A 26,298-nucleotide genomic window follows, 5' to 3' on the forward strand; every position below is an offset into this window, starting at 1 on the left:
AGAATGGAAATACATGTAGTGATAGCCCAAGAGTTAGGGGTAAAGCCACATCAAGTAGAAGCAGCCATTACTTTATTAGATGAGGGCAATACAGTACCATTTATTGCACGGTATCGAAAAGAAGTGACTGGTGAGTTAAAAGATGAGCAATTGCGTGACATCGAAGAGCGGATGAAATATTTGCGCAACTTGTTACAAAGAAAAGAAGAAGTCACTAAGTCTATTGAAGAACAAGGCAAATTGACGGACGAACTATCCGCAGCGATTACGAAAGCGATGAAATTGCAAGAATTAGAAGACTTGTATTTGCCATTCCGTCCGAAAAAACGTACTCGTGCGTCCATGGCCAGAGACCGTGGTTTGGAACCGTTGGCACAGGCATTGTTCACAACGGCTACAGAAGAAGAGTTACGCCAAATGGGAGCAGAGTACCTTAATGAAGAAGTGCCTACTGTGGAAGATGCCTTACAAGGGGCGATGGATATTGTAGCAGAAGAAGCGAGTGAACGAGCAGATATTCGCCAATATTTGCGTAAAGCTATGTGGGAAACTGGTCATATGAAAACGGAGCTAGTAGGCGAAGAAGAAGTAAACCAAGGATTCTTACAGTACAATGAAGAATACAAAGAACCCATTCGCCAAGTCCCATCCCATCGTGTATTAGCGATGAACCGTGGGGAAAGCTTGGGCGCTTTAAAAGTTAGCTTTGTGGTACCGGATGAAACATTTATCCAATATATGGTAGACACTGTGCAAGGTACTGCAAGGGTAGAGCATTCGTATATTGCTGAGGCTATTGCTGATGGATATAAACGACTATTGTATCCATCGTTAGAGCGTGAAACACGAAATGCAATGACAGAGCAAGCAGAAGAGCAGGCCATCAAAGTATTTGGTACGAACTTGCGCAATTTGTTGCTCCAAGCACCTTTATCTGGACATGTTATTATGGGCTTAGACCCAGGATATCGTACAGGTTGTAAAATGGCCATCATTGACAGGGAAGGTAATGTCCTAGATTATGGGGCTTACTATCTTACGATGAGTGATAAACAAGCAGAGCGTGCCAAACAAGAATTGGCTAAGAAAATCCGTCAATATGGTGTTACTTTGATTTCTATCGGCAATGGTACTGCTTCTTATGAAACAGAGCAATTTACATCTGCCATGATTGCTGAAGAAGACTTAGATTGTCATTATATTATCACTAATGAAGCAGGTGCCTCCGTATACTCCGCTTCTAAGTTGGCCATTGAAGAACTGCCAGATTTAGATGTATCGATTCGTGGCGCTGTGTCGATTGCACGCCGTGTACAAGACCCATTGGCGGAATCTGTGAAGATTGATCCAAAATCAATTGGTGTCGGTCAATACCAACATGATGTGAATCAAAAACAATTGGGCGCCACCTTAGATCAAGTAGTAGAAACGGTGGTAAACCATGTAGGGGTAGAGCTCAATACAGCGTCTCCAGCGATATTGAAGCATGTGTCTGGTATTTCTAGCACCGTGGCGAATAATATTATTGCTTACCGCAAGGAACATGGTGCTTTTACTAGTCGTAAGCAATTGTTGAAAGTAGCACGTTTAGGTCCTGCCGCCTTTACACAATGTGCCGGTTTCTTGCGCATCGGTAAAGGGGAGAACCCTTTAGATGCGACGCCAGTTCATCCAGAGTCTTATGAGATTGCCCAAGGAGTGCTAACACAGTTGGGGATGTCCTTAGACGATTTACGTAATAAAGCGACACTGGAAACGGCCAAAGCGAAACTGCAAACGGTGAATGTGGAAGAGTTGGCGAAACAGCTAGATGCAGGTGTACCGACGGTGCGAGATATTGTAGAAGCCTTGCAAAAACCAGGTCGTGACCCACGGGAAGATTTGCCAGCGCCGATGACACGAAAACAAATAGCTAGCTTGGAGGATATGCAAGTAGGCACTGTGGTAAAAGGAACCGTCCATAATGTGGTGGACTTTGGTGCCTTTGTGGATATTGGTGTGAAAATCAATGGACTGTTGCATAAAAGCGAGTTTTGTGCCTATCATGAACATCCATCCGATGTATTGGCAGTAGGAGATATTATCGAAGTAGAGATTATTTCTGTCGATGCAAAACGGAACCGCATTGGTTTATCTATGAAACGAGAAAAATCAAAACATCTAAACCGTCAAGGTCATAGACGCAATGGCGATGGAAATCCCCGTCGAGATACACCACGTAAGGATGGTCAACAACCAAAAGGCGAAAGACAACAGGGTCGAAACTCTAAGAACGTTAAGGATGTAAGAAGTGGCTCAGGTAATCCTATGCGAGATAGAAACAATCGAGGAAAACGGCAAGAAAAAGAGCAGGACTTAGGCGCTTTATTACAACAATGGGCTGACCGTGGAGGACGTAAACGATGATCTATATCATAAGTATCTTGACCTTCCTATTGGATCAAGTAGCAAAATGGTATGTACGCAGCCACTTTCGGTTGGGTGAATCTGTGCCAGTTGTACCTGATGTTTTTCATTGGACCTATATTGTGAACCATGGAGCAGCCTTTGGTATGTTGATGCATCAACGATGGATATTGTTGTTGGTAGTGGTACTTTTGTTAGGCGCTATGTACGTAGGTCGTAAGAAATTAGCTATGGCACCGTTATATGCACGAATTGGGACAGGCACGCTCTTGGGTGGTGCCTTGGGCAATGCCTGGGATCGTTTGTACTTAGGTGGAGTAGTGGATTTCTTTGATTTTCGAGTATGGCCTATCTTTAATATTGCGGATATTGGTATTTGCATTGGTGTACCTTTGTTGATTCTATATTTTTGGTCCTATGAAAGCCAAAAACAGTGAGGTAAATAATGGAAACAAAACAATATATAGTAGAGGCTCAAGATGAGGGTACACGATTAGATGTGTACCTCACGAGAGAGCTTGGTCAGTCACGGAGCTATGTGCAATCCTTAGTGAAAGAGGGAAATGTACAAGTGAATGGTAAAACAGGAAAATCAAACTTGAAACTTTCAAAGGATAGTGAAATTAGCGTTACTATTCCTGAAGTGCACGAAGTAGAAGTAGAACCAGAGAACATTCCACTGGATATTCTATTTGAAGATTCGCATATGATTGTCATTAATAAAGCTCGTGGTATGGTGGTACATCCAGCGGTAGGCAATCATTCGGGGACACTGGTGAATGCTTTGTTATACCATTGTAAAGATTTATCTGGCATCAATGGAGAAATTCGCCCTGGCATTGTGCATCGATTAGACAAGGATACATCTGGTGTGATGATGGCAGCCAAACATGATGAATCCCATTTGGGCTTAGCAGAGCAAGTGAAAGAACATAGTGCTACAAGAACCTATTATGCATTAGTACAAGGCAATATTGCAGAAGAAAAAGGGACTATCAAGGCCCCTATTGGGCGCCACCCTAAAGATCGTATGAAAATGGCGGTGGTCTTTGAAAATAGTAAAGACGCAGTGACCCATTTCCGTGTACTAGAACGATATGGCAAGCACACATTAATAGAATGCCAACTAGAAACGGGCAGAACTCACCAAATTCGTGTACACTTAGCGTATATTGGACATCCTGTGGTGAATGATCCATTCTATGGATTCCGTAAAATGGATTTTCCTATTGTAGGGCAGGCCTTGCATTCTAAAACATTATCTGTGAAACATCCTATCACAGGGGAAGCCTTACACTTTGAAGCGCCATTGCCGGAAGATTTTTTGGCATGTATTGAGTATGCGAAAGAGCATAATCGATAAGGAGTGATACTATGGAAGAACGTATCTTAATTGATGAAGCTGGTATGATGCGAGCCATTCGTCGTATCGGGCACGAAATTTTAGAGCGTAATAAAGGATTATCCAATGCTTTAATTATTGGCATTGAGCGCCGTGGTGTATATATAGCAAAACGATTACAAGCTCAAATTGAAGCCATTGAAGGGATTCAAGTAGATGTGGCAACAATGGATGTCTCCTTGTATCGAGATGATCGGAGCAATCAACCGAAGGAAGGGCCTCCGTTTACGATGGATACGACGGGTAAAATTGTGATTCTTGTAGATGATGTATTATTTACAGGTCGTACGATTCGATCTGCATTGAATGCCCTTATGGATGCAGGTAGACCGAGTGCCATCCAATTAGCTGTATTAGTGGATCGAGGCCATCGGGAACTACCTATACGAGCTGACTATGTAGGGAAAAATATTCCTACGTCCCACTTGGAAACGGTGCAAGTTCGTGTGCACGAAGTGGATGGGGATGATAGTGTAGTGATTTTTTAGAAAGATGAGGAACAACCAATGCATGGTATGGGAACCATCCTTAATGTGGTGTTGATTATTTGTGGTAGCTTATTAGGACTCTTTATTCGACATCGCATGAAAGAAAATTTAAAAGAAACGCTCATGATGGTGTGTGGGATCATTATCCTTCTATTAGGTATGAGTGGCACTATGCAATATATGCTAGTTATTGTTAGCGACAGTTTGCATACAACAGGACCTATGATGATGATTATCTCTATGGTACTAGGGGCTATTATTGGAGAATTGATTGATTTTGATAGGCGTATTACTGCCATTGGAGAATGGCTAAAGTTGAAAACAGGTAACAGTCGGGACCCACAGTTTACCAATGCTTTTATTACGGCATCCATGACATTTACCGTAGGAGCTATGGGGGTCATCGGTTCTATTCAAGATGGTTTGACTGGCGATTACAGTACGATGGTTGTCAAAAGTATTCTAGATGGTATTATTGTGATGGTCATGGCATCCTCTATGGGAAAAGGGGCTTTGTTCTCCTTTTTACCAGTGGGGATTACCCAAGGGATGATTACGGGTTTCGCTCATTTAGCGGCACCGCTTATGACTCCAGAGGCGATTGATAATTTATCCTATGTGGGCTCCATCTTAATTTTCTGTGTGGGAATTAATGTATTGTGGCCCAACAAGATTCGTGTGGCTAACTTGCTACCAGCAATATTTATAGCAATGCTCATGACATTCTTGCCGATTACACTGTAAATTTTAGGGGGACTATAAATATCCTTTATACTATAGAGGAATAGTGAGTGCAACATTCCATACGGCATATTAGATAGGGATTATATGATAGAGGAAGGTTGAGTATAGGTACTCACTTTCCTCTTTTTACTTTCATAAAAGCTAATGAAAAAAATACAAGTTGAGCCTAGTAAAATTATGGATAGCGGATTTTTGCATGTGATAGAAAATATTGAGTCTATGTTAATGGCTGTGATAGAATAAACATACAAAAATGTGCGGCATAGATAGTTGTAGACATACTGAGCATTAAATAGTGAGGAGTTAGTGATGAAAGAACGTGAGAAACAGCAGGCTATCGAAGATAAGCGATTAAAAGAATTAAAAACGGTGCGCAAGATGATAGAAATCTACTGCAAAGGACAGCACCGACGTAAGTCCGGTGAGCTCTGTGAAAGCTGTGCAGAATTGATGCATTATGCAGAAGCAAGGGTAGAGCGATGCCCGCATATGGAAGAAAAAACATTTTGCGCCATGTGCAAAACACATTGTTACGCACCGACCTATCGGGAACGAATTAAAGAAGTCATGCGCTACAGTGGTCCTCGTATGTTATGGATACATCCAATCATGACGATACGACACATATTGTTAGGGAAAGGTCTGTTGAAATAATATGTGACTGAAATTATATGTTACAGTAATATGTCATGGGAATTGTGACGTGTTAAAAATCAAGTAAACACCTTTACACTATATCGAAAATTATAGTATACTATATATAGACAAAAGAGCGCCCATAAAAGGTTGCTCTTTTTTTACTGTAGGAGGCACGAATTTCGTGAGGGAAACTCCTAAGCGTATATTGGGTATAGTTAAAGGGCGTATAACATGAAATTAAAAATCGTAGGATTATTGATCTTACTGGTGATTTCACTCGTAGTAGCTCCTCAATTTGGGCCTTATTATTCCGCACTTGGCGCGCATGGTTGGGGGACCTAAACATGGACGATTACTAATTTTTGCGCCACTCATTGGTAGTATTGTGATGATCTGGGCGGATGTACTTTCACGAGCTATGTATAGCCCCGAAGAAATTCCTATCGGCGTATTGACATCCTTACTAGGGGCACCGCTATTTATTTGGATTATTATGACGAGATACCGTCATCAAGGTTAGACAATAGGAGGGACTATGTACGAGGTAAATTCTTTGTCCTTTTCCTATGGAAAACGACAAATTTTAGATGATGTGAAGCTTAGCTTTCCTAAACATAAAATGACGGCTATCATTGGACCTAATGGTTGTGGTAAATCGACACTCCTTGGGCATTTGAGCCAATTGCATCCCACTGATGCGATTACATTGGATGGTGTGCCTCTACAAACTATTGATGGCCCCACCTTTTCACAGAAGGTGGCTGTATTGGCACAAATGCATGATGCTATGATCGATGATTTTTTAGTGAAAGATATTGTACTTGCTGTGAAAGAATCTCCTAAACATGCCGTATCCATGTCTCAGTTTACAACAGAAATGATGTTACAATTAGGCTTGGAAGATAAAATGGCGGGTACAGCTTTCCAAGAAGAAGAAATCTATCCACCATTACAAGAAGCCTATGGCAAAGTAAAAGTATTAGCTGAAAAATGGCCTTCTTATGAAGTGTTTATGTCTGTAAAACCTGATTTCGCTACAGGTTGGGAAGATTCTTTCAGTAAAGAAGGTATCCCTGCAGATAAAATGATTGCTCAAAAAGTAAACATTTGGATTCCAGAGTCTGCTTTATCTACACAAGCTGACTTAGAAACTAATTTCAAAGATATGATTAAATTAGGTGAAATCTTCGGCGTGAAAGCAAAAGCAGAAGAATGGGTAAAAGGTCAACGTGCTTTGCTAGAAAAAGTACAAGCTAAATTGAAAGACCTTCCACATAAACGTGTATTCGTATATGACTCCCAAGATGGACAACCTTTCACAGTATTCGAAGGTTACACAACTAACGTATTGCGTTTAATCGGTGCTGATAACGTAATGAGTGGTTTAGGTGTAGATAAAACTTGGGCGAAAGGTTCTTGGGAAACTGTAGTTCAACAAAATCCTGATTACATCATTATTCCTGACTATGGTAATTCCATCCGCAACGATGATGATTTCCAAGAAAAAGTAGCTAAAATTAAAGCTGACCCTCAATTACAAACAATTAAAGCGGTACAAGAAAATCATTTCGTTCGCGTAAAATTGTCTGAAATTACACCAGGCGTTCGTACAGTAGAAGCGTTAAAACGTTTAGCTGAAGAAATCCATGGTATTCATATTGACTAACTACATAGTGTCATACATAGGGAAAGCCGTCACAATAGTGACGGCTTTTTTGTGTTTATTGTACTTATCGCTTTGCTCCAGCTTGTAGGGCTTTCAGATATTCTTGTACAGGGTTTATATTATTTTTACTACACTGTAAAAAATGAGCTAATATACATTCTAAAGTGTTTTCTGAATAGGACTGTAATTCTCCAGTCATATAGGTTTCCACAGATGTATGAGTCAGGGAATTATCTTTTGCTTGGATAGGACGATGGTGTGTGTCATAGCCAGGTATTTCTAATTGGATATCTAATTCCCACTTCATATACAAGGCCATAATGGCAGTCACTAAAGACAATTTTACGTTAGAAATAGATGGCAATTTATCCTTTATGGCTAAAAATTCATCGGGATGAGTGGCTTCCATCATATATCCGTATTTGAAAGTCACCAAGTTATGTCCTTTCATGCGTGCCACTTCTAAATCGTGCAAATAGGATTGTAAAACCGGTGTAGAGTACATAGACCAATAGGCATGGCGTGACACAATGAAGTTAGCCATTTGGTCTTGGCAAGGTGAGCGATGGTCTACATTTTGCGTACTAGTGAAGAGAGGCCATTCTTGTTGAATGATAGAAATAATTAAATCGTCTTTCATAATAAAACTCCTATTCTACCCAAGAATCTTCTTTACGGAGAAGTGGATCTTGAATGCGTTGAATGACTTCTTTAGCTTGATAGGTTAAGAAATCAATAGGACTTGTGCTTAAGCCGTTGCGTTGCAACTCTTGAATAATAGCACTACATAAGCGATCAATGTGAGATTTTGTATCTGTAATAGGTGCATCTAGTAATTCTACAATCCCATGTTTGACCGTGTTTCCTAAGATAGGAAGAGTACAACTATGGCGATAGAGCCATTTGTAGAATGGCGCATAGGATTTGTTGAATAGATGCACGAGTAGCATGTAATGATGGACAAATTGATGCAATGCTAAACTTGCAGCAATTGTGTCGCCTCGTTGTAACATACGAGGTAAGTTATACTGCCCAGATTGAGCCAATTGGTTTAATTCATAGGCAATTTTACGAAGGCGAATATCTTCTGGATAGTAGGCCAATAATCGCTGACGAATATGTGTAAAAGATCCAAAATTATCTAGGAAGACTTCACCATTTGTGGCGGTGCACAACAAGTCTTGTGGGACACGGCGAAACTCTTTTTCACACTGAGGCCCTTCAGGATAAAGTGTATAGCGCTGGTAAAATTCAGATATACATTCAACTTGTACTGTGCCATAGGCATAGTTCTTAAAGTAGGACTGAAGGCGTTCTTTATTAGTTTCATAGATATCAGCTGGTAAGAAGAGCTGACAGCGCTTGGTAAAGTCGTGGTCTTCAGAGATGGCATCATCAAAGCCTAAACATTCTGATCCTGTGCCGACCAAAGCTAAGCACATATAGGGAGCTAGGTCAGGTAGATTGAGCTCTATGTCTTGTGCTACTTGGTGAGCGAGTTCTCTGCCTAGCTCTAAGCCAGTTTGGCGATGACAGGGCACCTCTTGTTGCAGCGTTTTAATAAGGTCTTTTACATATTCAAGATTGTGCAATACAGATTGATAGGCTTGACTTTCCACACCATAATTATGTTTCACAATGGGAAGGGCTTCTCTATATAAATTTAGTGCCACATCGTAGTGATGTTGTTCTATTTCAAAGTCGGCTCGATTATTTAACACCGCTGCATACATAGGGTGTTCTGTACCTACCTCACGACGTAAAATGTAGGCAGCCTTATCTAGATAGACTTGAGGAGAAAGCTCTTGTTTTCCTTTAACGTGTTTGCTGATTTCATATAAATTATTGTAGCTAATAGCTAGTGGAACTTGGTATTCTGTAGGCTCCAATAGGCGGACTGCTTCTAATTGCAATTCATGAGCTGTTTCGTAGTTGTTCGTATCACGATAGAGAAGTGATAAATTGTTCAACAGACCAATATAAGCATAGGATGTATCACCTACGGATTGAAAGATTTCCTTTGCTTTCAACAGATGTGTTTCCGCTTCGTAATAGGATTTCTTTTCACGATATGTATTGCCTAGATTAATTAAAATTGTAGCATATGTTTGTGGTGTGTAAGTATCACTTTTTTCGTAGAGACGTAGGGATTCATCAATAGCGGTAATGGCATCATCATAGCGTCCTACATTACGTAGAGACCCACTATACTCATTTAATATTTCAATCAGTTTTTTGTCATTCTTTTGGGTCCGACACAGGTGAATGGCTTTTTCTAAATAGTCTATCATACCTTGTTCATTGCCTTGTCGCCAAAGTGTGTGTGCTTGTTTTAGTAAAGACTGAATGGATTCCATAGAACCTCCTATAATAAGGTAAGTAATTCTGTTGACGGTTCTGAAATATTGGCAAAGCTCACAATGTCTTTAGGATAACGTTCTGATAATTCCATTTCAATGGTTTTTAAATCACTATAGGAACCAGCGATAGTGAGAATGCTTTTGCCACAGAGACCAATTCCAATTTGTAGACTTAATAAATGAACTTGGTGATGCCAAGCTAGATGATTAGCTAAATGAAATACAGCCACTGTTGTGGAACATTCATAGATACCTAGGTGTGAGACAGTAGGTATTTTTTGTTTTTGTTGAAATACTGAAAGTACATCGGGATGTACGCCAGTAATTGTTTTGTATTGAATCTGCTTCGTATCCCTTAGGATTTGTTCAATTTGCTGTACTACATCTGTATCTGCAATGAGTATGAAGAATGCTTTGCCAGGACATATGCGGTAATGTTTGACAAAAGAGATAGGGTAGTCTTTTAATAACTGATCTAAAAGAGCAAATCCAGATGCGATACGATTGGTTTCCCAAAGACATATAGCCGTATTTGATGCCATCGTAATTACCTCCTGCGTATAATTACTTTCAGTATAAAGAGAAATATAATGTTGAGCAATAGAGAAGAAAGAAGAGGTGTATTTACTACCGTAGTTAGGTTTGAATATTACCAAGGTATACTGAAAATACATATACTACATGCAGATTTTGAAATAGGAAATGATAATTAATCTAACTTTTCAATTACATAAAGGTTTGTATTTTACAAAATTTGGATTGTAAATTTTTATCAGTTCTACTCTGAAATGTGATACCATTTTCTTAAGAAGCATGCACAGTATTCTATTTACGCATGAATAGGATAGAGGCATGAATTATTTTTATACGTTGTAAGGAGGTTAACACATGCTAGAACGAGGATTTAGTAAACCAACAGAACGAATTGAAAAGTTGAGAAAAGTAATTATTGATGCTGTACCACAAGTCGAATCAGAACGTGCAGTCTTAATTACAGAATCCTATAAGGAAACCGAAGGTCAGCCTACGATTATCCGCCGTGCTAAAGCTGTTGAAAAAATCTTTAACGAGTTGCCGATTACAATCCGTGACAATGAATTGGTAGTTGGTTCAATCACAATCAACCCACGATCCACAGAAATTTGCCCAGAGTTCTCCTATGATTGGGTAGAAAAAGAATTCCATACTATGCATAAACGTATGGCAGATCCATTTGAAATTTCTGAAAAAGTACAACATGAATTACATGAAGCTTTCAAATATTGGGAAGGCAAAACAACTCACTCCTTAGCAGATTCCTATATGGAACCAGATACAAAAGATTGTATCGCTAATGGTGTATTCACAGTAGGTAACTATTTCTTCGGTGGTGTAGGACACGTAAATGTAGACTACGGTAAAATCTTAGAAAAAGGTTTCCGCGGTGTATTAGAAGAAACAATTACAGCATTACATGCATTAGACGAAGATGATCCTAGCAGCATTAAGAAAAAACAATTCTACAACGCAGTTATTATTTCCTACAATGCAGCTATCCGATTCGCACATCGCTATGCTGAAAAAGCTCGTGAATTGGCAAGTCAAACATCTTGTCCAACTCGTAAAGCAGAATTACAACAAATCGCCGCTAACTGTGATCGCGTACCTGAATTCGGTGCTCGTAACTTCTGGGAAGCATGTCAATCTTTCTGGTTCTTACAAATCATGGTTCAAATTGAGTCCAATGGTCACTCCATCTCCCCAGGCCGTTTTGACCAATACATGTATCCATACTTAAAAGATGATCCAATTGATCGCGTAAAAGCACAAGAATTAGTAGATTGTATCTGGGTTAAATTGAACGACATCAATAAAACTCGTGATGAAGTCTCTGCACAAGCATTCGCTGGTTATGCAGTATTCCAAAACCTTTGCGTAGGCGGTCAAGACTCTGAAGGTAAAGATGCAACAAATGAAGTATCTTACATGTGTATGGAAGCAGTAGCACACGTTCGCTTACCAGCTCCATCCTTCTCTGTACGTGTACATCAAAATGCCCCAATGGAATTCTTATATCGCGCTTGCGAAGTATCCCGTTTAGGCTATGGTGTTCCAGCATTCTACAATGACGAAGTAATCATCTTGGCTCTTGTATCTCGTGGCGTAGCATTAAAAGACGCTCGTGACTACTGTATCATCGGTTGTGTTGAACCACAAGCGGGCCATCGTACTGAAGGTTGGCATGATGCAGCGTTCTTCAATATCGCAAAAGTTCTTGAAATTACTCTTAACAACGGACGTTGTAATGGCAAACAATTGGGACCTAAAACTGGCGAATTAGAAGAATTAGATACTATGGATAAATTGTTGGCAGCATACCAACAACAAATGGAATACTTCGTTCGTCACTTAGCAAAAGCTGACAACGCTGTTGACTACGCTCACATGGAACGCGCACCATTGCCATTCATGTCTGCGATGGTTGATGATTGTATCAAACGCGGTAAATCTTGCCAAGAAGGCGGCGCGATCTACAACTTCACAGGACCTCAAGCATTCGGTGTTGCTGACGCAGGTGACTCCTTATATGCAATCCAAAAAAATATTTTCGAAGACAAACGCTTTACATTAGCTGAATTGCGTGAAGCATTAGAAGCTAACTTCGGTTATAGCGATAGCGCAGCTCCAATTTGCACTCCATCTATTCCAGAATCTACATTAGATGAAGCTCAAATCTATGAAGCAGTTAAGAAAATCTTATCCTCCACAGGATCTATCGACATTGCTACATTGGAATCTCATTTGAAACAAGGTACTGGCACAGGTACAAGCTGTGGATGCAAATCACAAGCTGATCCAAGCAAATATGCAACTATCCGCAATATCTTGAAAAACACTGATTCCTTCGGTAATGATATTGAAGAGGTAGACCAATTCGCATATCGTTGCGGTAAAATCTACTGTAATGAAGTGGATAAATACATGAACCCTCGTGGCGGTCAATTCCAAGCTGGTATCTACCCAGTATCCGCTAACGTATTGTTCGGTAAAGACGTAGCTGCATTACCAGATGGACGTTTAGCAACTGAACCATTGGCTGACGGTGTATCCCCTCGCCAAGGTAACGACGTAAACGGTCCTACAGCGGCTTCCAACTCCGTAGCAAAATTAGACCATGCGCAAGCATCTAATGGTACATTGTACAACCAAAAATTCACACCAGCTGCGGTAGGTGGTGAACAAGGTTTGAAAAACTTCGTATCTATCATTAAGAGCTTCTTCGATAAAAAAGGTAGCCATGTTCAATTCAACGTTGTAGATAAACAAACATTGTTAGATGCACAAGAACATCCAGAAGATAACCAAGACTTGATCGTTCGTGTAGCAGGTTATAGCGCTCACTTCGTAACATTGGCTAAAGAAGTACAAGACGATATCATTAATCGTACAGAACATGAAATGTAGGTACATAATATAAAGGATAAGTTCGTATGGAATCAGTAGATTATAGTGTACAAGGCACTGTATTTGATATTCAACGCTTTTCCATTCACGATGGACCAGGAATCCGGACAATCGTATTTTTGAAGGGCTGTCCATTACGATGTAAATGGTGTTCTAATCCAGAATCACAACAATATTATCCTGAAGTAGTGTATCGAAAACAACTCTGTATTGGTTGTAAAGCTTGTCAGGCAGTTTGCCCTAAACAGGCCATTGCTGATAGCAATCCGTACTGGATTGACCGTACACTCTGTGACAACTGTTCAGAGTGTACCATGGTCTGTCCTACCAGTGCACTTTCTATGAAAGGTAAGTTGATGAGTGTCGAGCAGGTAGTACGAGAGCTAAAAAAAGATGCCACACAGTACTTTCGGTCCAATGGCGGCATCACCTTATCTGGTGGAGAGGCATTGACACAACCAAAGTTTGCTAAAGAAATCTTTAAAGCTTGTAAAGCACAAGGATGGCATACCGCAATAGAAACAGAAGGGTATTATGACACAAAGATTGTAGAAGAGATTATGCCGTACATCGACTTAGTTCTACTAGATATCAAAAGCGTTAATCCAGAGCAACATAAAAAGTTCACTGGTGTCGATAACGCAAGGATCAAAGAGTCGGCTAAAGTCATACAGTCTATCGCAAATACAACAGTGCGTGTTCCTACGATTCCTGGGTTTAATGCGAGCGAAGAAGATATTCGTGGTATAGCGGAGTTTGTGAAGGAAAATATGCCTAATGTTCATGATATACACTTGTTGCCATATCATAATTATGGACAAGGGAAATATGAACTATTGGGACGTGAATATGAATTAGAAAATACACCAAAGATTCCAGAAGAAGAAATGGAAACGTATAAAAAAATAGTAGAATCATATGGTTTAAACTGTATTATTGGTGGTTAGGAGGTACTATGGATACAGCATTATTAGAAAAAGTGATGGGTCAAGTATCAGAAGAACTTGGCATTAAAAAGCCGCAAGGCACAACAGCAGGATCCATCGGAGTTACTGAATTTGTAGGTACTGCAATGGGCGATACAATTGGTCTTGTGATTGCCAGTGTGGATCCGTTATTAACAGAAACAATGGGATTAGGAAAATTCAAATCCATCGGTATTATCGGCGGTCGTGTAGGCGCAGGCCCACAAATTATGGCTGTGGATGATGCAATCAAAGCAACGAATACTGAAATTATTACAGTAGAGTTGCCTCGTGATACTAAAGGTGGCGCAGGTCATGGTTCCTTGATCTATATCGGTGCTCATGATGTATCCGATGCTCGTCGAGCTGTTGAAATTGCATTGGAAGCTGTTCCAAAATACTTTGGAGATGTATACGCTAATGATGCAGGTCACTTGGAATTCCAATACACAGCACGTGCAAGCTATTGTTTAGAAGCCGTATTCAACACTCCATTAGGTAGATCTTTTGGTATGGTATGTGCAGGCCCAGCAGCGATTGGTGCAGTACTTGCGGATACAGCAGTAAAATCTGCCAATGTAGAAGTTGTTTCGTACGCATCACCAAAATCTGGTACAAGTTTCTCTAACGAAGTAATCTTAACATTCTCTGGAGACTCTGGTGCTGTTCGTCAAGCTGTGAAAGCAGCTCGTGAAGTGGGTATTAAATTGCTTGGTGCTTTAGGTGACACACCTACATCGAGTACAACACCATACATTTAATAGGTTAGTATAGAAACATAGGAGGATATTATGGTTTCAGATGCATTAGGAATGGTAGAAACAAAAGGTTTAGTAAGTGCGATTGAAGCAGCAGATGCTATGGTAAAAGCTGCTAACGTAAACTTAGTAGGCTATGAAAAAATTGGTTCTGGATTAGTAACAGTTATGGTTCGTGGTGATGTTGGTGCAGTAAAAGCAGCTGTTGAAGCTGGTGCAGTAGCAGCTCGTGCAGTAGGCGAAGTTGTATCCTTACACGTTATCCCTCGTCCTCACATCGATACAGAACGTATTATTCCAACTCTTAAAGCGTAATGTAGCGTGGCATATGAGGCATCGTCCTTATATGCCACTACTTTAGAGGAGGCACTATGAAAGATAGAGACCTATCTAGGCTCCTAGAAGACATGGTGGCACGTATTTTAGCAGAACAATCTCATGAACAAAGTGTAAGAAAATTATATGTTGTCTTTGATGAACAGTGGCATCATGAAAATTATGCGTTGGCGAATCAATTGACTACATGTGACTTCACACAAGTTCATGCCATTGTTCCCAAGAACGGTGATCCAGAAATGGAACGTCGAGTGAAAGAAATTCATCCTTTTCTTATGCAATATCCCTATGGAGAGGAACCCGCTTTTACAGAACACGATTGCATAGTATTACCTTATATAGGAAGAAATGATGTCATTCATATTGCCTTAGGCTATAGTCAATCGGATCTGTCGGAAGTGGTAAAGAAAGCTTTTACAGCAGGTGCTAGTATCTATGTACTGCCAACATCCATAGAGCCTTTATCAGGAAAAGAACCAGGTCCCTACCAACAGATGGTGCAAGGGTACTATCAAACAATATTTGAGTTAGGGATACGATACATAGACCATATTCGTCATATGAATTGAGTCCTATGAGATAGGAGTAAGCATGTATTTAGCAAAAGTGATTGGTAATGTTGTAGCAACGAAGAAAAGTGATACCCTATTAGGATATAAGTTGATGATTATACAGCCTGTCGATGCATCGCTTTCGCCAGCTCATAGAGAACAAGTAGCAGCTGATTTTGTAGGAGCTGGTGTAGGTGAATATGTGCTAGTTGGAACGGGGTCTTCAGTACGAGTGGAAGAGAACCGAAAAGGGGCTACCATAGATTTAGCAATCATTGGTATTGTAGACTCTGTTGTTATTTAGTAAGGAGGCAAATATGGGAACCCAAGGTGGGATATTTTCCTCAGTAACACAGGTTGTGCATGCATCAAAACAAGCATTTCACATCTATCAAAAGTTGAGCCTACGGGAACGGAAGCAGTTGATTCAGGCTATCCGTGAAGGATTACGAAGCTATTGTCTAGAATTTGCCGCGCTTGCTTGTGAAGAAACTGGTATGGGTAAAGCGGAAGATAAGGCCATTAAGATTAAACTTGCTTTGGAAGAAACGCCGGGCCCAGAAGATTTAATTACAGGAACAACGCAGGGAGAAAATGGAATTGTCTTAACAGAACCATTTCCATATGGTGTTGTATGTGCTATACATCCAAGTACCAATCCTTGTGAAACGTTGATCAACAATACAATTAGTTTGTTGTCAGCAGGAAATGTAGTGATTCATTGTCCACATCCAAGAGCCATGGAAGTATCTAAATATATTACGAAAGTGATGAATAAAATTATCTTAGATAAATTTGGCATATGTAACTTAATCACCACACCAGATACTTGTTCCTTAACATATCTTAATGAAATAATGAATCATCCAGATGTAGAATTGATTTTATCTACTGGTGGGTCAGATGCAGCTAGGAGCGCATTAGCCTGTGGTAAGAAAGTTATTTCAGCAGGTCCAGCGAACCCTACATTTGTGGTAGATGAAACGGCTGATATCGATCGAGCAGCCTATTGCATTCACAAAGGTGCATCCTTCGATCATAACATTACCTGTACATCGGAGAAAAATGTCATTATTGTAGAATCTGTAGTACCTGCATTTCGGTCGGCCTTAGAAAGACTCAATGTGTATTATGTGGATTCAGTGGGAGAAATGTTGCAATTATCAAAAATTCTCTTAACTGAAGATATGGAAGTAAATCGTCAATATGGCGGTAAATCGGCAGATGAGATTTTAAAAGATGCAGGAATTCATACGAATCGTTCCTATGATTTGATTGCTGTAGAAACAGTTAAAATCCATCCATTTGTGACACAGGAAATATTAGCTCCATTGATTACAGTGGTGAAAGCTAGTAATTTTGAAAGTGCCCTACAAATTGCTGTTGATGCAGAACAAGGTTATCACCATACAGCAGGCATTCATTCTCGCGATACGGAGCGTTTACGGCAAGCAGCAAAAGCTTTCCGAACTACAATCTTTGTTAAAAATGGATGTTCCTTAGATGGAATTGGTATCTGTGGCGTAGGAGCCACATCTTTCACGATTGCCAATGTCACTGGTGAAGGAGCCATAACGGCGAAAGACTTAGTCCGTCGCAGAAGATGTGTGTATGTAGAAACGCTATGTTCTTATACATAATAACTATGATTAAATTTCATGACAAAAATCATACTTTTTTACATGATTTTTGCAATTACTGTCGTATACTATAAGTAGAGATATTTTACGTATTGTATAGGAAAGGTAATAAAAAGGAATGCCACGAAATACTTTGGAAGACAATCGAAACGAAGAATCAGGACTGGATATTATGACTGTCATAGGTCATGATTTATTGGAAGGGATCCAAGAAGCGGTTGCCAACGTGACAGGAATAGCTTTTGTGACAGTAGATTATAAAGGTGATGTATTAACAGAAGCAACACGGTTTTGCAACTATTGTAAGAAAATAAGAGATAATCCTACATCGTCATTATTGTGTAAGTTATCCGATGCATCAGGTGCGATTATTGCTGCCACTAATAAAGAGGTGAGCATTTATATTTGTCCTTGCGGACTTTTAGAAATTGCTATACCGATTATCGTGGATGGTCATTATTTAGGCGGATTTATTGGAGGACAGATTCTATGTGATGATGTACCAGATACAATAGTCCGGTTGAGTAAAAATATGGTACCTGGTGGAGCACAATTAGTGAACCAAGATATCGAAACTACGAATCCGGAAGAGTTAGCAGATATTAAGCGGTATAGCTATAATGAAGCGCTTTCTATCGCAAAACTAGTGGAGTTTATTATTAATCAACTTACAAATCATGAAATTGTATCGAATAGAAATAAACAAAAGAATTTAAATCGTATAGAAGCATTAGAAAAAGAAGTATTAGAAGCAGAAGATAAGATTTGCTGCTTACAAAGTGAGCTAGAAAAATATAAGCGCTATGTAGATATGGTACGTAACTGTAAATTGCTTAGCGTAGTAGATAGCTTATCTGTAGTAGAAGAAGCAGAAAAAACGGAAGCAGCGATTCTGGATTATATTCATGTATTAGCACTTCATCATGATAGTCTATTTGAAACAAGTATTAAAGAGGAATGTTCGCGCATCGAATCTACAGTATCTCTCTTAAACTATCGTGAAGATTGCCACATAGGCTGGCATATGGATGTAGATGAGAGCCTGTGGCACTACATGTTACCGTCCTATAGCGTATGGCAATATGTATATCAAGTGGCAGAAAGAGCACAACAAGAGGGGCATGCAAAGATTTCTATGAAACTACATGCAGAGCTCCAAGGTGATCAAGTATGTATTATTATAGAAGATGATACATTGCAGATTCACTCTGATGAAGTACTTGTACTACACAAATTACTACAAGATGTGACGCGGTTAATACATGGAGATACCATAGAGTCAACCTTATCTCCAACGAGTCAAGCTATTTTAAAATTACACCAAACGTTTATAGAATACCATGGCACTTCTGCTAAAGTACATTGTTATCCATTGCCAAAGGGTGGGATACAGGTGATGTTATCCTATCCAGTAGAATAAGACAAGGAGGTATTTTGTGATGAAGATACTTTTGGTAGATACCGATAAGTTGCATATGAAAGCACTACAAAAACGAATTGCACTCCATATGCAAGCGGAGGTCATCTGCATTAGTACATATCAAGAAGTACTTTCCTTACCGAAGGAAGAAATAATTTCTGTCGCTTATATAGCAATGGATATTAGCCATCAAAAAGCAGGTGACATTATTCGACATATCTATTACACCTATCCAACATGCCGGATTGTGATGATGTTGAATAAAGAAACGCAAGCTGTTAACCAAATGACTATGAAATATTCCGGAATTGGATATTTATATAAACCTTTTAGCTGGGATGATTTTTATAAATGGATTCCAGCAAAGGGGATGACTAAAGAAAAAGAGGTCACAGGGAAATCCCTAGATCTGTTGGAGGGAATTGTACAAGGTTTTCAGCAAGGTGATTTTGAGGTAGCCTATGACAGATTATACCAAGTATGTCAGTATACATATGAACATAGTGATAGCCAGTCAATTGCCAGTGAACTATATGAACTGGTAGACCAGGTACAACACAAGGTCTTAGACACGCATGTATTGAAGTTACATACGATGGTGTCAAAGATACAGTTGGAACCTGTACATACAAAATATGGAGAAGGACTCGCTATATGGACATTTAAAATTGTTGATTTCCTGTTTATGAAACTATATCAAGGGAAACAAGAAATTTTACATACTGTTCTCTACTATATTCATACACATATACAAGAAGATATTTCTTTAAAAGATATAGTTGTTTCTTGTAATGTAAGCCAAGGCTACATTAGTCGTATATTCAAACATAAGTTAAATATGACAATTATGCAGTATATACACAAGAAAAAATAAATTTAGCGAAGGAATATATACTTGGAACGGAAAAGAGCGGATCCTATATTGCTAACATATTGGGATATAGTGATGTGAGCTATTTTTGTAAAATTTTCAAAAAACATGAACATAAAACAATCTCACAATATCGAGATCAAGTCATTAATGGATTGGTGGAAACCTATGAAACAATCTGAGTATTTACATTTAGTAACGGAGCGCGTCATAGCAAAGTTACAAGAATTAAATAGATGTAGCGTACCAATTGGTGTTTCAAATCGTCATGTTCATGTGTCAAAAGAAGCATATACCGTTTTATTTGGACAAGATGAACTGACAAAAAAAGTAGACTTGAAACAACCAGGACAATATGCTGCAAATGAAACAGTAACTCTAGTAGGACCGAAAGGCAGTATTGAAAAAGTACGTATTTTGGGACCTTTTAGGAATGATACACAAGTGGAAATCTCTCTAACAGATTCATTTACGTTGGGAGTACCAGGCGTGATACGTGAATCTGGTGATTTACGGGAAACTCCAGGTATAACGTTACTAGGACCGAAAGGGAAATTAACGATTTCTCAAGGTGTGATCGTAGCGCATCGACATATCCATATGCATCCTGATGATGCAAAACGTATGGGCGTGATCGATAAAGAGCGAGTGACAGTGACTGTACATGGAGAACGCGAGCTGACATTTTCCAATGTAATTATTCGAGTATCGCCGAAGTTTGCTTTAGAAATGCATATCGATGTAGATGAAGCGAATGCAGGACGGATTAAAACAATGATATTGGAATTGTATCGAAATCATAGAGGAGATACGAATGAACTTAGAAATGATTGAAAGTATAGTGAAACAAGTAGTGAAAGATTTACAACAAGAAGGCGTAGGTATGGAAACAACTCGGTATGAATATGGCGTGTTTGATACCATGGAGGCTGCGATTGATGCGAGTGAAGTGGCACAAAGAGAGTTGTTAGCTTTTTCATTACAAGATCGTAATGCATTTGTGGATGCCATCCGTGAAACTGTGTTACAAAAAGATCATTTAGAAATGATTTCACTCATGGCAGTCGAAGAAACAGGCATTGGTAGATATAGTGATAAATTGATTAAAAACCGAGTAGCTGCTGTGAAAACACCAGGTAAAGAAGTGTTGGAAACGCGTGCTATGACTGGTCATGATGGATTGACAATTGAAGAATTTTGTCCATTTGGCGTGATTGGTGCCATAACACCAACAACAAATCCAACAGAAACAATTATCAATAATTCTATCTCCATGATCGTTGGCGGTAATACGGTGGTATTTAGCCCACATCCAAGAGCTAAAAAAGTATCTACTATTTTAGTGCAAATGATTAATAAAGCACTAGAAGCGGCAGGTGCTCCGAACAACTTGGTAACGATGGTGCGTGAACCATCGATTGAAAGTACACAATGCATGATGAGTCATCCAAAAGTAAGATTGTTAGTTGCTACAGGTGGACCTGGAATTGTAAACCAAGTCTTATCCTCTGGTAAAAAAGCGATTGGCGCCGGCGCTGGTAACCCTCCAGTAGTCGTAGATGAAACAGCACATATTGAACAAGCAGCGAAAGATATCGTCAGTGGTGCAAGTTTTGATAATAACGTTCCATGTATTGCTGAAAAAGAAGTGTTTGTTGTGGAATCTGTGGCAGATCAATTGGTATACCATATGAAAAAGAATGGTGCTTATGAAATTACTGATATGTCTATTCTAGATACATTAGTTGAAAAAGTAACTAAGAAAGATGGTAAACCAAATCCAGATTTTGTAGGTAAATCTGCAAAAGATTTATTAGCATTAGTAGGTATTGTGGTAGATGACAGTATTCGATTAATCATTGCTCGTACATCAGAACATCATCACCTAGTAACAGAAGAAATGATGATGCCAATTTTACCAATCGTAGCGGTTCCAAATGTAGATATTGCTATAGAATGTGCATACCGCGCAGAATTGGGAAATCGTCACACAGCGATGATGCACTCTCAAAATTTAGAAAAATTATCTAAAATGGCGAGATTGTTAGAAACTACGATTTTCGTAAAAAATGCTCCATCCTATGCAGGTATTGGTGTAGGTGGTGAAGGGCATACTACCTTTACCATTGCAGGCCCAACAGGAGAAGGTATTACATGTGCAAGATCGTTCTGTCGCATTCGTCGTTGTGTATTAAGTGAAGCATTTAGCTTAAGATAAGTGAGGCTTATATGAATCAATCGTTAGGACTATTAGAAGTAAAAGGCTTGTTAGGCGCAGTTACCATGTCCGATGTAATGGTAAAAGCATCTAATGTGCACGTAGTAAATATTGACAAAGCTAATGGTTTTGGTTGGTTTACTGTGAAAGTAGTAGGCGATGTGGGAGCTGTGCAATCAGCTGTTGAAGCAGGCGCTATGGTGGCAAAAGAGATGGGTTGTTTTGTAAGCTCTAAAGTGATTCCAAGAGTATCGCAAACTGTTATCGATGTCTTCTTACAAGAAGAACCGGCAGCTGTGAAAGAAGAACCTATAGCAGAACCTGTGGTGGAAACCGTGGTGGAAACTGTCGTGGCAGAGCCGGAAAAAACAGTACAAGAAACAGATACAGTAATGGCTGAAGCCATTGCTGAATTGACAAATATTGTGATTGGTGAAGAATCTACACCATCTACAACAGAAGTAGCACCGAAAGCTACAGGTGCTAAAAAATCAGCTAAAACGACTAAAGCTAAAAAGAAAAGTAGTTCTAAAAAATAAGGAGGTTTATCATGAATAACGCATTAGGTATGGTAGAAACAAAAGGTTTAGTAGCAGCTATTGAAGCAGCAGATGCAATGGTGAAAGCATCCAATGTAGAATTAACTGGCTATGAAAAAATTGGTTCTGGTTTAGTAACTGTGATGGTTCGTGGTGATGTTGGTGCTGTTAAAGCAGCCGTAGAGGCGGGTGCAGTAGCAGCTGGTAACGTAGGCCAAGTTGTATCTACTCACGTAATTCCTCGCCCACATCACGATGTAGAAACATTGTTGACTAAATAGTAGAATAGCCTTTAGTAAGGAGGATGGACATGGATATTTATGATTCAGTCCGAAATATTATTGCAAACATAGAGCGCGTGCCATCCACTACACAAGAGGGAATTGCCCCCATTGGACGAGCAGCACAGTGGTCTAGATATACAGGAATTACCGTTGAATCTGTGGTGGATACTGTCGTTGAAGCTTGCGAACAAGAGGCGAAACGATTGGGAATTCCTGTTGTGATTGCTATTGTGGATGCGAGCGGATCGTTAGTGTATCAACGGCGTATGGAACGAGCTCTTGGTGTAAGCATAGAACTAGCCCCTAATAAGGCCTATACAGCAGTAGCTTTTCGGTGCGGAACAGAAAAGTTAGGAGCCGTAGTGCAGCCAGGGACTCCTCTTTATGGTATTGAGACGATGGTCAAAAGACCCATAGTCTTATTTGGCGGTGGTGAGCCACTAATGTTAGAGAATCATCTAATCGGTGGTCTAGGTATTAGTGGCGGCACTGTAAAAGAAGATGTGCTCATAGTGAATGCAGGGCTACGAGCTTTTCAGTCATATATACAAGGGGCGTAATCATGGAATCATGGTCATTTAAAACGCAAATTTTTACAGGACAAACAGAACACTCTGCCAATGGTACTAAAACAGATGCTTTAGAAAGACTTCGCTTATTAGAAGGAGAACGTATTTTTATCATCTGTGACCCATTTTTAGAAGGAACACCAGCATTACAGACAGTGATTGACTTGGTGAATACAAGCAATACCTATGTTGTATATTCTAATGTAGTACCAGATCCACCTATTGATTCCATTGTCAAAGGGGTAGAGGTATTACAGAAAGAAAAAGCCACAGTACTGATCGTCATTGGCGGAGGATCTGCCATTGATACAGCGAAAGGTATTAACTATTTCTGTAAAACAATTTATGGCATCTGCGTTAAAAAATTTATTGCCATACCAACAACTAGCGGAACTGGATCTGAAGTGACATCCTTTGCTGTTATTACAGATACTAAAACAGGTATAAAGTATCCGTTGGCAGATGACAGCTTATTGCCAGATGAAGCGATTTTAACAACATTCTTTGTGAAATCGGCACCGCCAAAAGTAACCGCTTATAGCGGCATGGATGTACTTGTACATGCCATGGAAGCCTTGGTGGCTACAGAGGCCAATCATTTTACCGATGCATTAGCTGAAAAAGCAATAGAATTAGTTATTAAGAATTTACCAACATGTGTAGAGCGTGGAACTGACGAAGTAGCACGAGCAGCGATGCATGAAGCATCCTGCATGGCAGGGCTAGCTTTCAATCAAGCTGGTCTAGGCATTACCCATGCCTTAGCACATCAATTGGGCGGTCAATTCCATGTGCCGCATGGATTAGCCAATGCGATGCTATTGCCCTATGTCATTATGTATAATGCAGCCAACTCTAATGAGGCTAAATTAAAATACATTTCGATTGCACAAAAACTCTCCTTAACCACCGAATCTGATGATGAAAGTGCACAAATTGCTGCTTTAGTACGATGTGCACAATCTTTAGCACGTCGAGTGGGTTGCATTATAACAATGAAAGAGTTTGGTATTGATGAAGTTTCCTTTAAGGATTCCTTTCCTACATTAGTGCAACAGGCTATGGTGGATCGTACCTACCCAGGGAATCCATACGCGGCCACAAAAGAAGATTTAACACGTATATTAACATGTATTATATGAGGTAACACATATGGATGCTACACAAGTGTATGTTAGTGAATTTATCGGAACAGCTATTTTAATGGCTTTCGGTAGTAGTTGTAACGCTGGATTATTACTTAAAAATACAATCACAAGCGCTATTAAAACAAACTGGATTGGATTGATGTTTGGTTGGGGATTTGCAGTTACATTTGCAGTCTATGTGGCCGTTCACTTAGGTGGCGTAGGACACTTGAACCCAGCATTAACGATTGCTTTTGCAGCAGGTGGATTATTCCCTCCTGAGTTAGTATTGGGAGCCGTTATCGCTCAATTATTAGGTGGCTTTGTAGGCGCAGGCATTACGATGCTACATTACTATCCTCACTTCAAGATTACTGGTCCAGATGAAGGAAACTGTGTAGGTATTTTTGCTACAGGTCCAGCTTGTGATGAACGAGCTTGGAACTTACTATCTGAAGTGATTGCTACTTTCTTATTCATCTTTTGTGTACTTTTCTTGGGACCTATGGCCGATGGTTTAGCACCACTTATTATTGGTTTCCTTGTAGCAAGCATCGGTTTCTCTTTTGGTGGAACTACAGGCTTTGCATTGAATCCTGCTCGTGACTTTACTCCACGTTTGGCCTATGCGATTTTACCACTTCCTAACAAAGGAACTGCGAATATGGGTTATGCTTGGGTACCAATTGTAGGACCAACGATTGGGGCACTATTAGCAGTGGGTGCATTTAACTGGCTACATGTAGCTTTACATTTATAATTGGAAAGGAGGTTATATCCTATGCTAGATAAACAACGTATCATTCAAGAGTCAGTACCAGGAAAACAAGTCACATTAGCTCATGTATTAGCGAATCCAAAAAGGGACTTATACAGTAAATTAGGTCTAGATAGCGAAGGTCGTAGTGCTGTAGGTATTTTGACGATTACCCCAGGGGAAGCGGCTATCATTGCAGGAGATATGGCCTCTAAAGCAGCCAATGTACATATCGAATTTATCGATCGATTTTCAGGGGCTGTGTTAATATCAGGAGATGTTTCAAGCGTAGAGGTATCACTCTCTAGTGTATTACAGGGATTCTCGGAATTGCTACAGTTTAGCGTAGTTCCTCTTACAAGGAGCTAACCGTGGATACCTTGCGTAGTACTTTGTGGGTTGGTAGCACCTATAGTCATGTGGAAACTGTGGTACAATGTCTTTTAGGCGGAAAGAAGACGTTGCCACGGCCAATGGCGGTGTATCGTGAAGGCAATTGTGTGCTAACTCCCGGAGAGTACATTGAAAATCCTTGGTATTTTTCTGCTCTTTTAGTGTCATCATACGATGTGGATACCGTGGTACTGGGCTACCGCTTAGGGGAACCATTCAATCCCTATCCACCAGCTACGGCAGGAGCTTTTAATCGCAATGTAGTAGGCGTTGTGGTTATGAATGATGCATTAGATGCGTCTCAGATTGGTGAAAGTGTTCGCCTACTACGACTAGCGGGGGCTAATGACATCTGTGTCGTAATGGAGTCGGAAGAGGACATAACAGAACAAAATTTAATACAAGATATACCAATGGTGACCTATGGATACGAGGCTCTTAGAGAAATGCTATCTGTAAAGGAATAACGATCACCATAGTGAGTGGATAGAAAAGCACCTTCCTTTGTGGTGGTGCTTTTTTGTTACACTATGATAGTTATTAAATAAAATTTATTTTACTATCACATGAAACCTATAGTATGATAAACTAAAAGTATATTCTTTCACGCAATGAATGTGTATGAGCAATTGTATAGTCAAATCCTTTACTTAAAAAGGTAACAGACTGTGTTCTACAATGGGCATGTGGACACAAGCGGTTAGTAGCTAAGTGCTACAGT

The 26,298-nt window shown here is 39.8% G+C and carries 30 protein-coding genes; 27 read left to right on the plus strand and 3 right to left on the minus strand.

Features of this window, described 5'->3' with window-relative positions; translation table 11 throughout:
- The first annotated feature begins 3 nt into the window (after positions 1 to 3).
- The 8 genes from HMPREF9200_RS04545 (at position 4) to HMPREF9200_RS08860 (ending at position 7,345) form a co-directional block, all read left to right on the plus strand.
- Positions 4 to 2,406, plus strand: coding sequence for a Tex family protein (locus tag HMPREF9200_RS04545; protein ID WP_009353649.1), 2,403 nt, complete (start codon positions 4 to 6; stop codon positions 2,404 to 2,406).
- Positions 2,403 to 2,843: a signal peptidase II gene (gene lspA, locus HMPREF9200_RS04550; RefSeq protein WP_009353699.1), complete on the plus strand. Its 441-nt coding sequence runs from the start codon at positions 2,403 to 2,405 to the stop codon at positions 2,841 to 2,843. Before HMPREF9200_RS04545 ends, lspA begins: the two co-directional genes overlap by 4 nt.
- 8 nt (positions 2,844 to 2,851) lie before the next feature.
- The gene (locus HMPREF9200_RS04555) at positions 2,852 to 3,769 is read left to right on the plus strand and encodes an RluA family pseudouridine synthase (RefSeq protein WP_009353690.1); all 918 of its coding nucleotides are present in this window, start codon (positions 2,852 to 2,854) and stop codon (positions 3,767 to 3,769) included.
- A gap of 11 nt (positions 3,770 to 3,780) precedes the next feature.
- A complete protein-coding gene (gene pyrR, locus HMPREF9200_RS04560) occupies positions 3,781 to 4,296 on the plus strand; it encodes a bifunctional pyr operon transcriptional regulator/uracil phosphoribosyltransferase PyrR (RefSeq protein ID WP_009353692.1) in 516 nt (171 codons plus the stop codon).
- Between the two features lie 27 nt (positions 4,297 to 4,323).
- Positions 4,324 to 5,040: a DUF554 domain-containing protein gene (locus HMPREF9200_RS04565; protein WP_255260725.1), complete on the plus strand. Its 717-nt coding sequence runs from the start codon at positions 4,324 to 4,326 to the stop codon at positions 5,038 to 5,040.
- Positions 5,041 to 5,349: 309 nt separating this feature from the next.
- Positions 5,350 to 5,694 (plus strand): nitrous oxide-stimulated promoter family protein, encoded by a 345-nt coding sequence (locus HMPREF9200_RS04570; RefSeq protein WP_009353674.1) that lies wholly within the window; start codon positions 5,350 to 5,352, stop codon positions 5,692 to 5,694.
- A gap of 280 nt (positions 5,695 to 5,974) precedes the next feature.
- Complete coding sequence (locus tag HMPREF9200_RS04575; protein ID WP_009353653.1) at positions 5,975 to 6,199, plus strand: iron chelate uptake ABC transporter family permease subunit; 225 nt, start codon at positions 5,975 to 5,977, stop codon at positions 6,197 to 6,199.
- Positions 6,200 to 6,214: 15 nt separating this feature from the next.
- On the plus strand, positions 6,215 to 7,345 hold the full coding sequence (locus HMPREF9200_RS08860) for an ABC transporter substrate-binding protein (protein ID WP_009353644.1): 1,131 nt from the start codon (positions 6,215 to 6,217) through the stop codon (positions 7,343 to 7,345).
- Between the two features lie 64 nt (positions 7,346 to 7,409).
- Here HMPREF9200_RS08860 and HMPREF9200_RS04585 read toward each other — a convergent pair whose 3' ends face one another.
- Genes HMPREF9200_RS04585 through HMPREF9200_RS04595 form a run of 3 tightly spaced genes read right to left on the minus strand, consistent with a single transcriptional unit; the run spans position 7,410 to position 10,247 of the window.
- Positions 7,410 to 7,985, minus strand: coding sequence for a DUF4125 family protein (locus HMPREF9200_RS04585; RefSeq protein WP_009353659.1), 576 nt, complete (start codon positions 7,983 to 7,985; stop codon positions 7,410 to 7,412).
- Positions 7,986 to 7,995: 10 nt separating this feature from the next.
- Positions 7,996 to 9,702: a DUF4037 domain-containing protein gene (locus HMPREF9200_RS04590; RefSeq protein ID WP_009353700.1), complete on the minus strand. Its 1,707-nt coding sequence runs from the start codon at positions 9,700 to 9,702 to the stop codon at positions 7,996 to 7,998.
- Positions 9,703 to 9,710: 8 nt separating this feature from the next.
- The gene (locus tag HMPREF9200_RS04595; protein ID WP_009353682.1) at positions 9,711 to 10,247 is read right to left on the minus strand and encodes a hypothetical protein; all 537 of its coding nucleotides are present in this window, start codon (positions 10,245 to 10,247) and stop codon (positions 9,711 to 9,713) included.
- Positions 10,248 to 10,593: 346 nt separating this feature from the next.
- Between HMPREF9200_RS04595 and HMPREF9200_RS04600 the strand changes: the two genes are divergently transcribed.
- The 19 genes from HMPREF9200_RS04600 to HMPREF9200_RS08075 all read left to right on the plus strand — a co-directional run bounded on the left by HMPREF9200_RS04600 (position 10,594) and on the right by HMPREF9200_RS08075 (position 26,044).
- On the plus strand, positions 10,594 to 13,149 hold the full coding sequence (locus HMPREF9200_RS04600) for a glycyl radical protein (protein ID WP_009353679.1): 2,556 nt from the start codon (positions 10,594 to 10,596) through the stop codon (positions 13,147 to 13,149).
- 26 nt (positions 13,150 to 13,175) lie between these two features.
- Entirely contained in the window at positions 13,176 to 14,096 is a 921-nt protein-coding gene (locus HMPREF9200_RS04605; RefSeq protein ID WP_009353686.1) for a glycyl-radical enzyme activating protein, read from the plus strand.
- Positions 14,097 to 14,104: 8 nt separating this feature from the next.
- A complete protein-coding gene (gene pduB / locus HMPREF9200_RS04610) occupies positions 14,105 to 14,875 on the plus strand; it encodes a propanediol utilization microcompartment protein PduB (protein WP_009353719.1) in 771 nt (256 codons plus the stop codon).
- Positions 14,876 to 14,905: 30 nt separating this feature from the next.
- Positions 14,906 to 15,187, plus strand: coding sequence for a BMC domain-containing protein (locus HMPREF9200_RS04615; protein WP_009353643.1), 282 nt, complete (start codon positions 14,906 to 14,908; stop codon positions 15,185 to 15,187).
- A 56-nt stretch (positions 15,188 to 15,243) separates the two neighbouring features.
- Positions 15,244 to 15,777, plus strand: a complete 534-nt coding sequence (locus HMPREF9200_RS08065; protein ID WP_009353648.1) for a hypothetical protein — start codon at positions 15,244 to 15,246, stop codon at positions 15,775 to 15,777.
- Positions 15,778 to 15,799: 22 nt separating this feature from the next.
- The gene (locus HMPREF9200_RS04625) at positions 15,800 to 16,063 is read left to right on the plus strand and encodes a EutN/CcmL family microcompartment protein (protein WP_009353718.1); all 264 of its coding nucleotides are present in this window, start codon (positions 15,800 to 15,802) and stop codon (positions 16,061 to 16,063) included.
- Positions 16,064 to 16,076: 13 nt separating this feature from the next.
- Positions 16,077 to 17,399, plus strand: coding sequence for an aldehyde dehydrogenase (locus HMPREF9200_RS04630; protein ID WP_009353655.1), 1,323 nt, complete (start codon positions 16,077 to 16,079; stop codon positions 17,397 to 17,399).
- A gap of 118 nt (positions 17,400 to 17,517) precedes the next feature.
- Positions 17,518 to 18,819, plus strand: coding sequence for a PocR ligand-binding domain-containing protein (locus tag HMPREF9200_RS08070; protein WP_009353676.1), 1,302 nt, complete (start codon positions 17,518 to 17,520; stop codon positions 18,817 to 18,819).
- A gap of 19 nt (positions 18,820 to 18,838) precedes the next feature.
- Positions 18,839 to 19,693 carry a helix-turn-helix transcriptional regulator gene (locus HMPREF9200_RS04640; protein WP_009353642.1) on the plus strand — a complete coding sequence of 285 codons (855 nt, stop codon included), beginning with the start codon at positions 18,839 to 18,841 and terminating at the stop codon, positions 19,691 to 19,693.
- A 17-nt stretch (positions 19,694 to 19,710) separates the two neighbouring features.
- Positions 19,711 to 19,872, plus strand: a complete 162-nt coding sequence (locus tag HMPREF9200_RS09225; RefSeq protein WP_369688080.1) for a helix-turn-helix domain-containing protein — start codon at positions 19,711 to 19,713, stop codon at positions 19,870 to 19,872.
- Positions 19,841 to 20,524 carry a phosphate propanoyltransferase gene (locus HMPREF9200_RS04645; protein ID WP_255260726.1) on the plus strand — a complete coding sequence of 228 codons (684 nt, stop codon included), beginning with the start codon at positions 19,841 to 19,843 and terminating at the stop codon, positions 20,522 to 20,524. Before HMPREF9200_RS09225 ends, HMPREF9200_RS04645 begins: the two co-directional genes overlap by 32 nt.
- A complete protein-coding gene (locus tag HMPREF9200_RS04650) occupies positions 20,505 to 21,908 on the plus strand; it encodes an aldehyde dehydrogenase family protein (RefSeq protein ID WP_009353657.1) in 1,404 nt (467 codons plus the stop codon). The genes HMPREF9200_RS04645 and HMPREF9200_RS04650 overlap by 20 nt, the downstream gene beginning before the upstream one ends.
- 11 nt (positions 21,909 to 21,919) lie before the next feature.
- Positions 21,920 to 22,447 (plus strand): BMC domain-containing protein, encoded by a 528-nt coding sequence (locus tag HMPREF9200_RS04655; protein ID WP_009353722.1) that lies wholly within the window; start codon positions 21,920 to 21,922, stop codon positions 22,445 to 22,447.
- A gap of 8 nt (positions 22,448 to 22,455) precedes the next feature.
- A complete protein-coding gene (locus HMPREF9200_RS04660; RefSeq protein WP_303733696.1) occupies positions 22,456 to 22,728 on the plus strand; it encodes a BMC domain-containing protein in 273 nt (90 codons plus the stop codon).
- A gap of 29 nt (positions 22,729 to 22,757) precedes the next feature.
- Positions 22,758 to 23,291 carry a heme-binding protein gene (locus HMPREF9200_RS04665; RefSeq protein WP_009353670.1) on the plus strand — a complete coding sequence of 178 codons (534 nt, stop codon included), beginning with the start codon at positions 22,758 to 22,760 and terminating at the stop codon, positions 23,289 to 23,291.
- Positions 23,292 to 23,293: 2 nt separating this feature from the next.
- Complete coding sequence (locus HMPREF9200_RS04670) at positions 23,294 to 24,442, plus strand: 1-propanol dehydrogenase PduQ (RefSeq protein ID WP_009353704.1); 1,149 nt, start codon at positions 23,294 to 23,296, stop codon at positions 24,440 to 24,442.
- Between the two features lie 10 nt (positions 24,443 to 24,452).
- The gene (locus HMPREF9200_RS04675; protein ID WP_009353708.1) at positions 24,453 to 25,187 is read left to right on the plus strand and encodes an MIP/aquaporin family protein; all 735 of its coding nucleotides are present in this window, start codon (positions 24,453 to 24,455) and stop codon (positions 25,185 to 25,187) included.
- A gap of 21 nt (positions 25,188 to 25,208) precedes the next feature.
- On the plus strand, positions 25,209 to 25,553 hold the full coding sequence (gene eutS / locus HMPREF9200_RS04680; RefSeq protein ID WP_009353658.1) for an ethanolamine utilization microcompartment protein EutS: 345 nt from the start codon (positions 25,209 to 25,211) through the stop codon (positions 25,551 to 25,553).
- A gap of 2 nt (positions 25,554 to 25,555) precedes the next feature.
- Positions 25,556 to 26,044 carry an ethanolamine utilization - propanediol utilization gene (locus tag HMPREF9200_RS08075; protein WP_009353680.1) on the plus strand — a complete coding sequence of 163 codons (489 nt, stop codon included), beginning with the start codon at positions 25,556 to 25,558 and terminating at the stop codon, positions 26,042 to 26,044.
- The last annotated feature ends 254 nt before the right edge of the window (positions 26,045 to 26,298 follow it).

The organism is Veillonella sp. oral taxon 780 str. F0422, from assembly GCF_000221605.1.
Classification (GTDB): Bacteria; Bacillota; Negativicutes; order Veillonellales; family Veillonellaceae; genus F0422.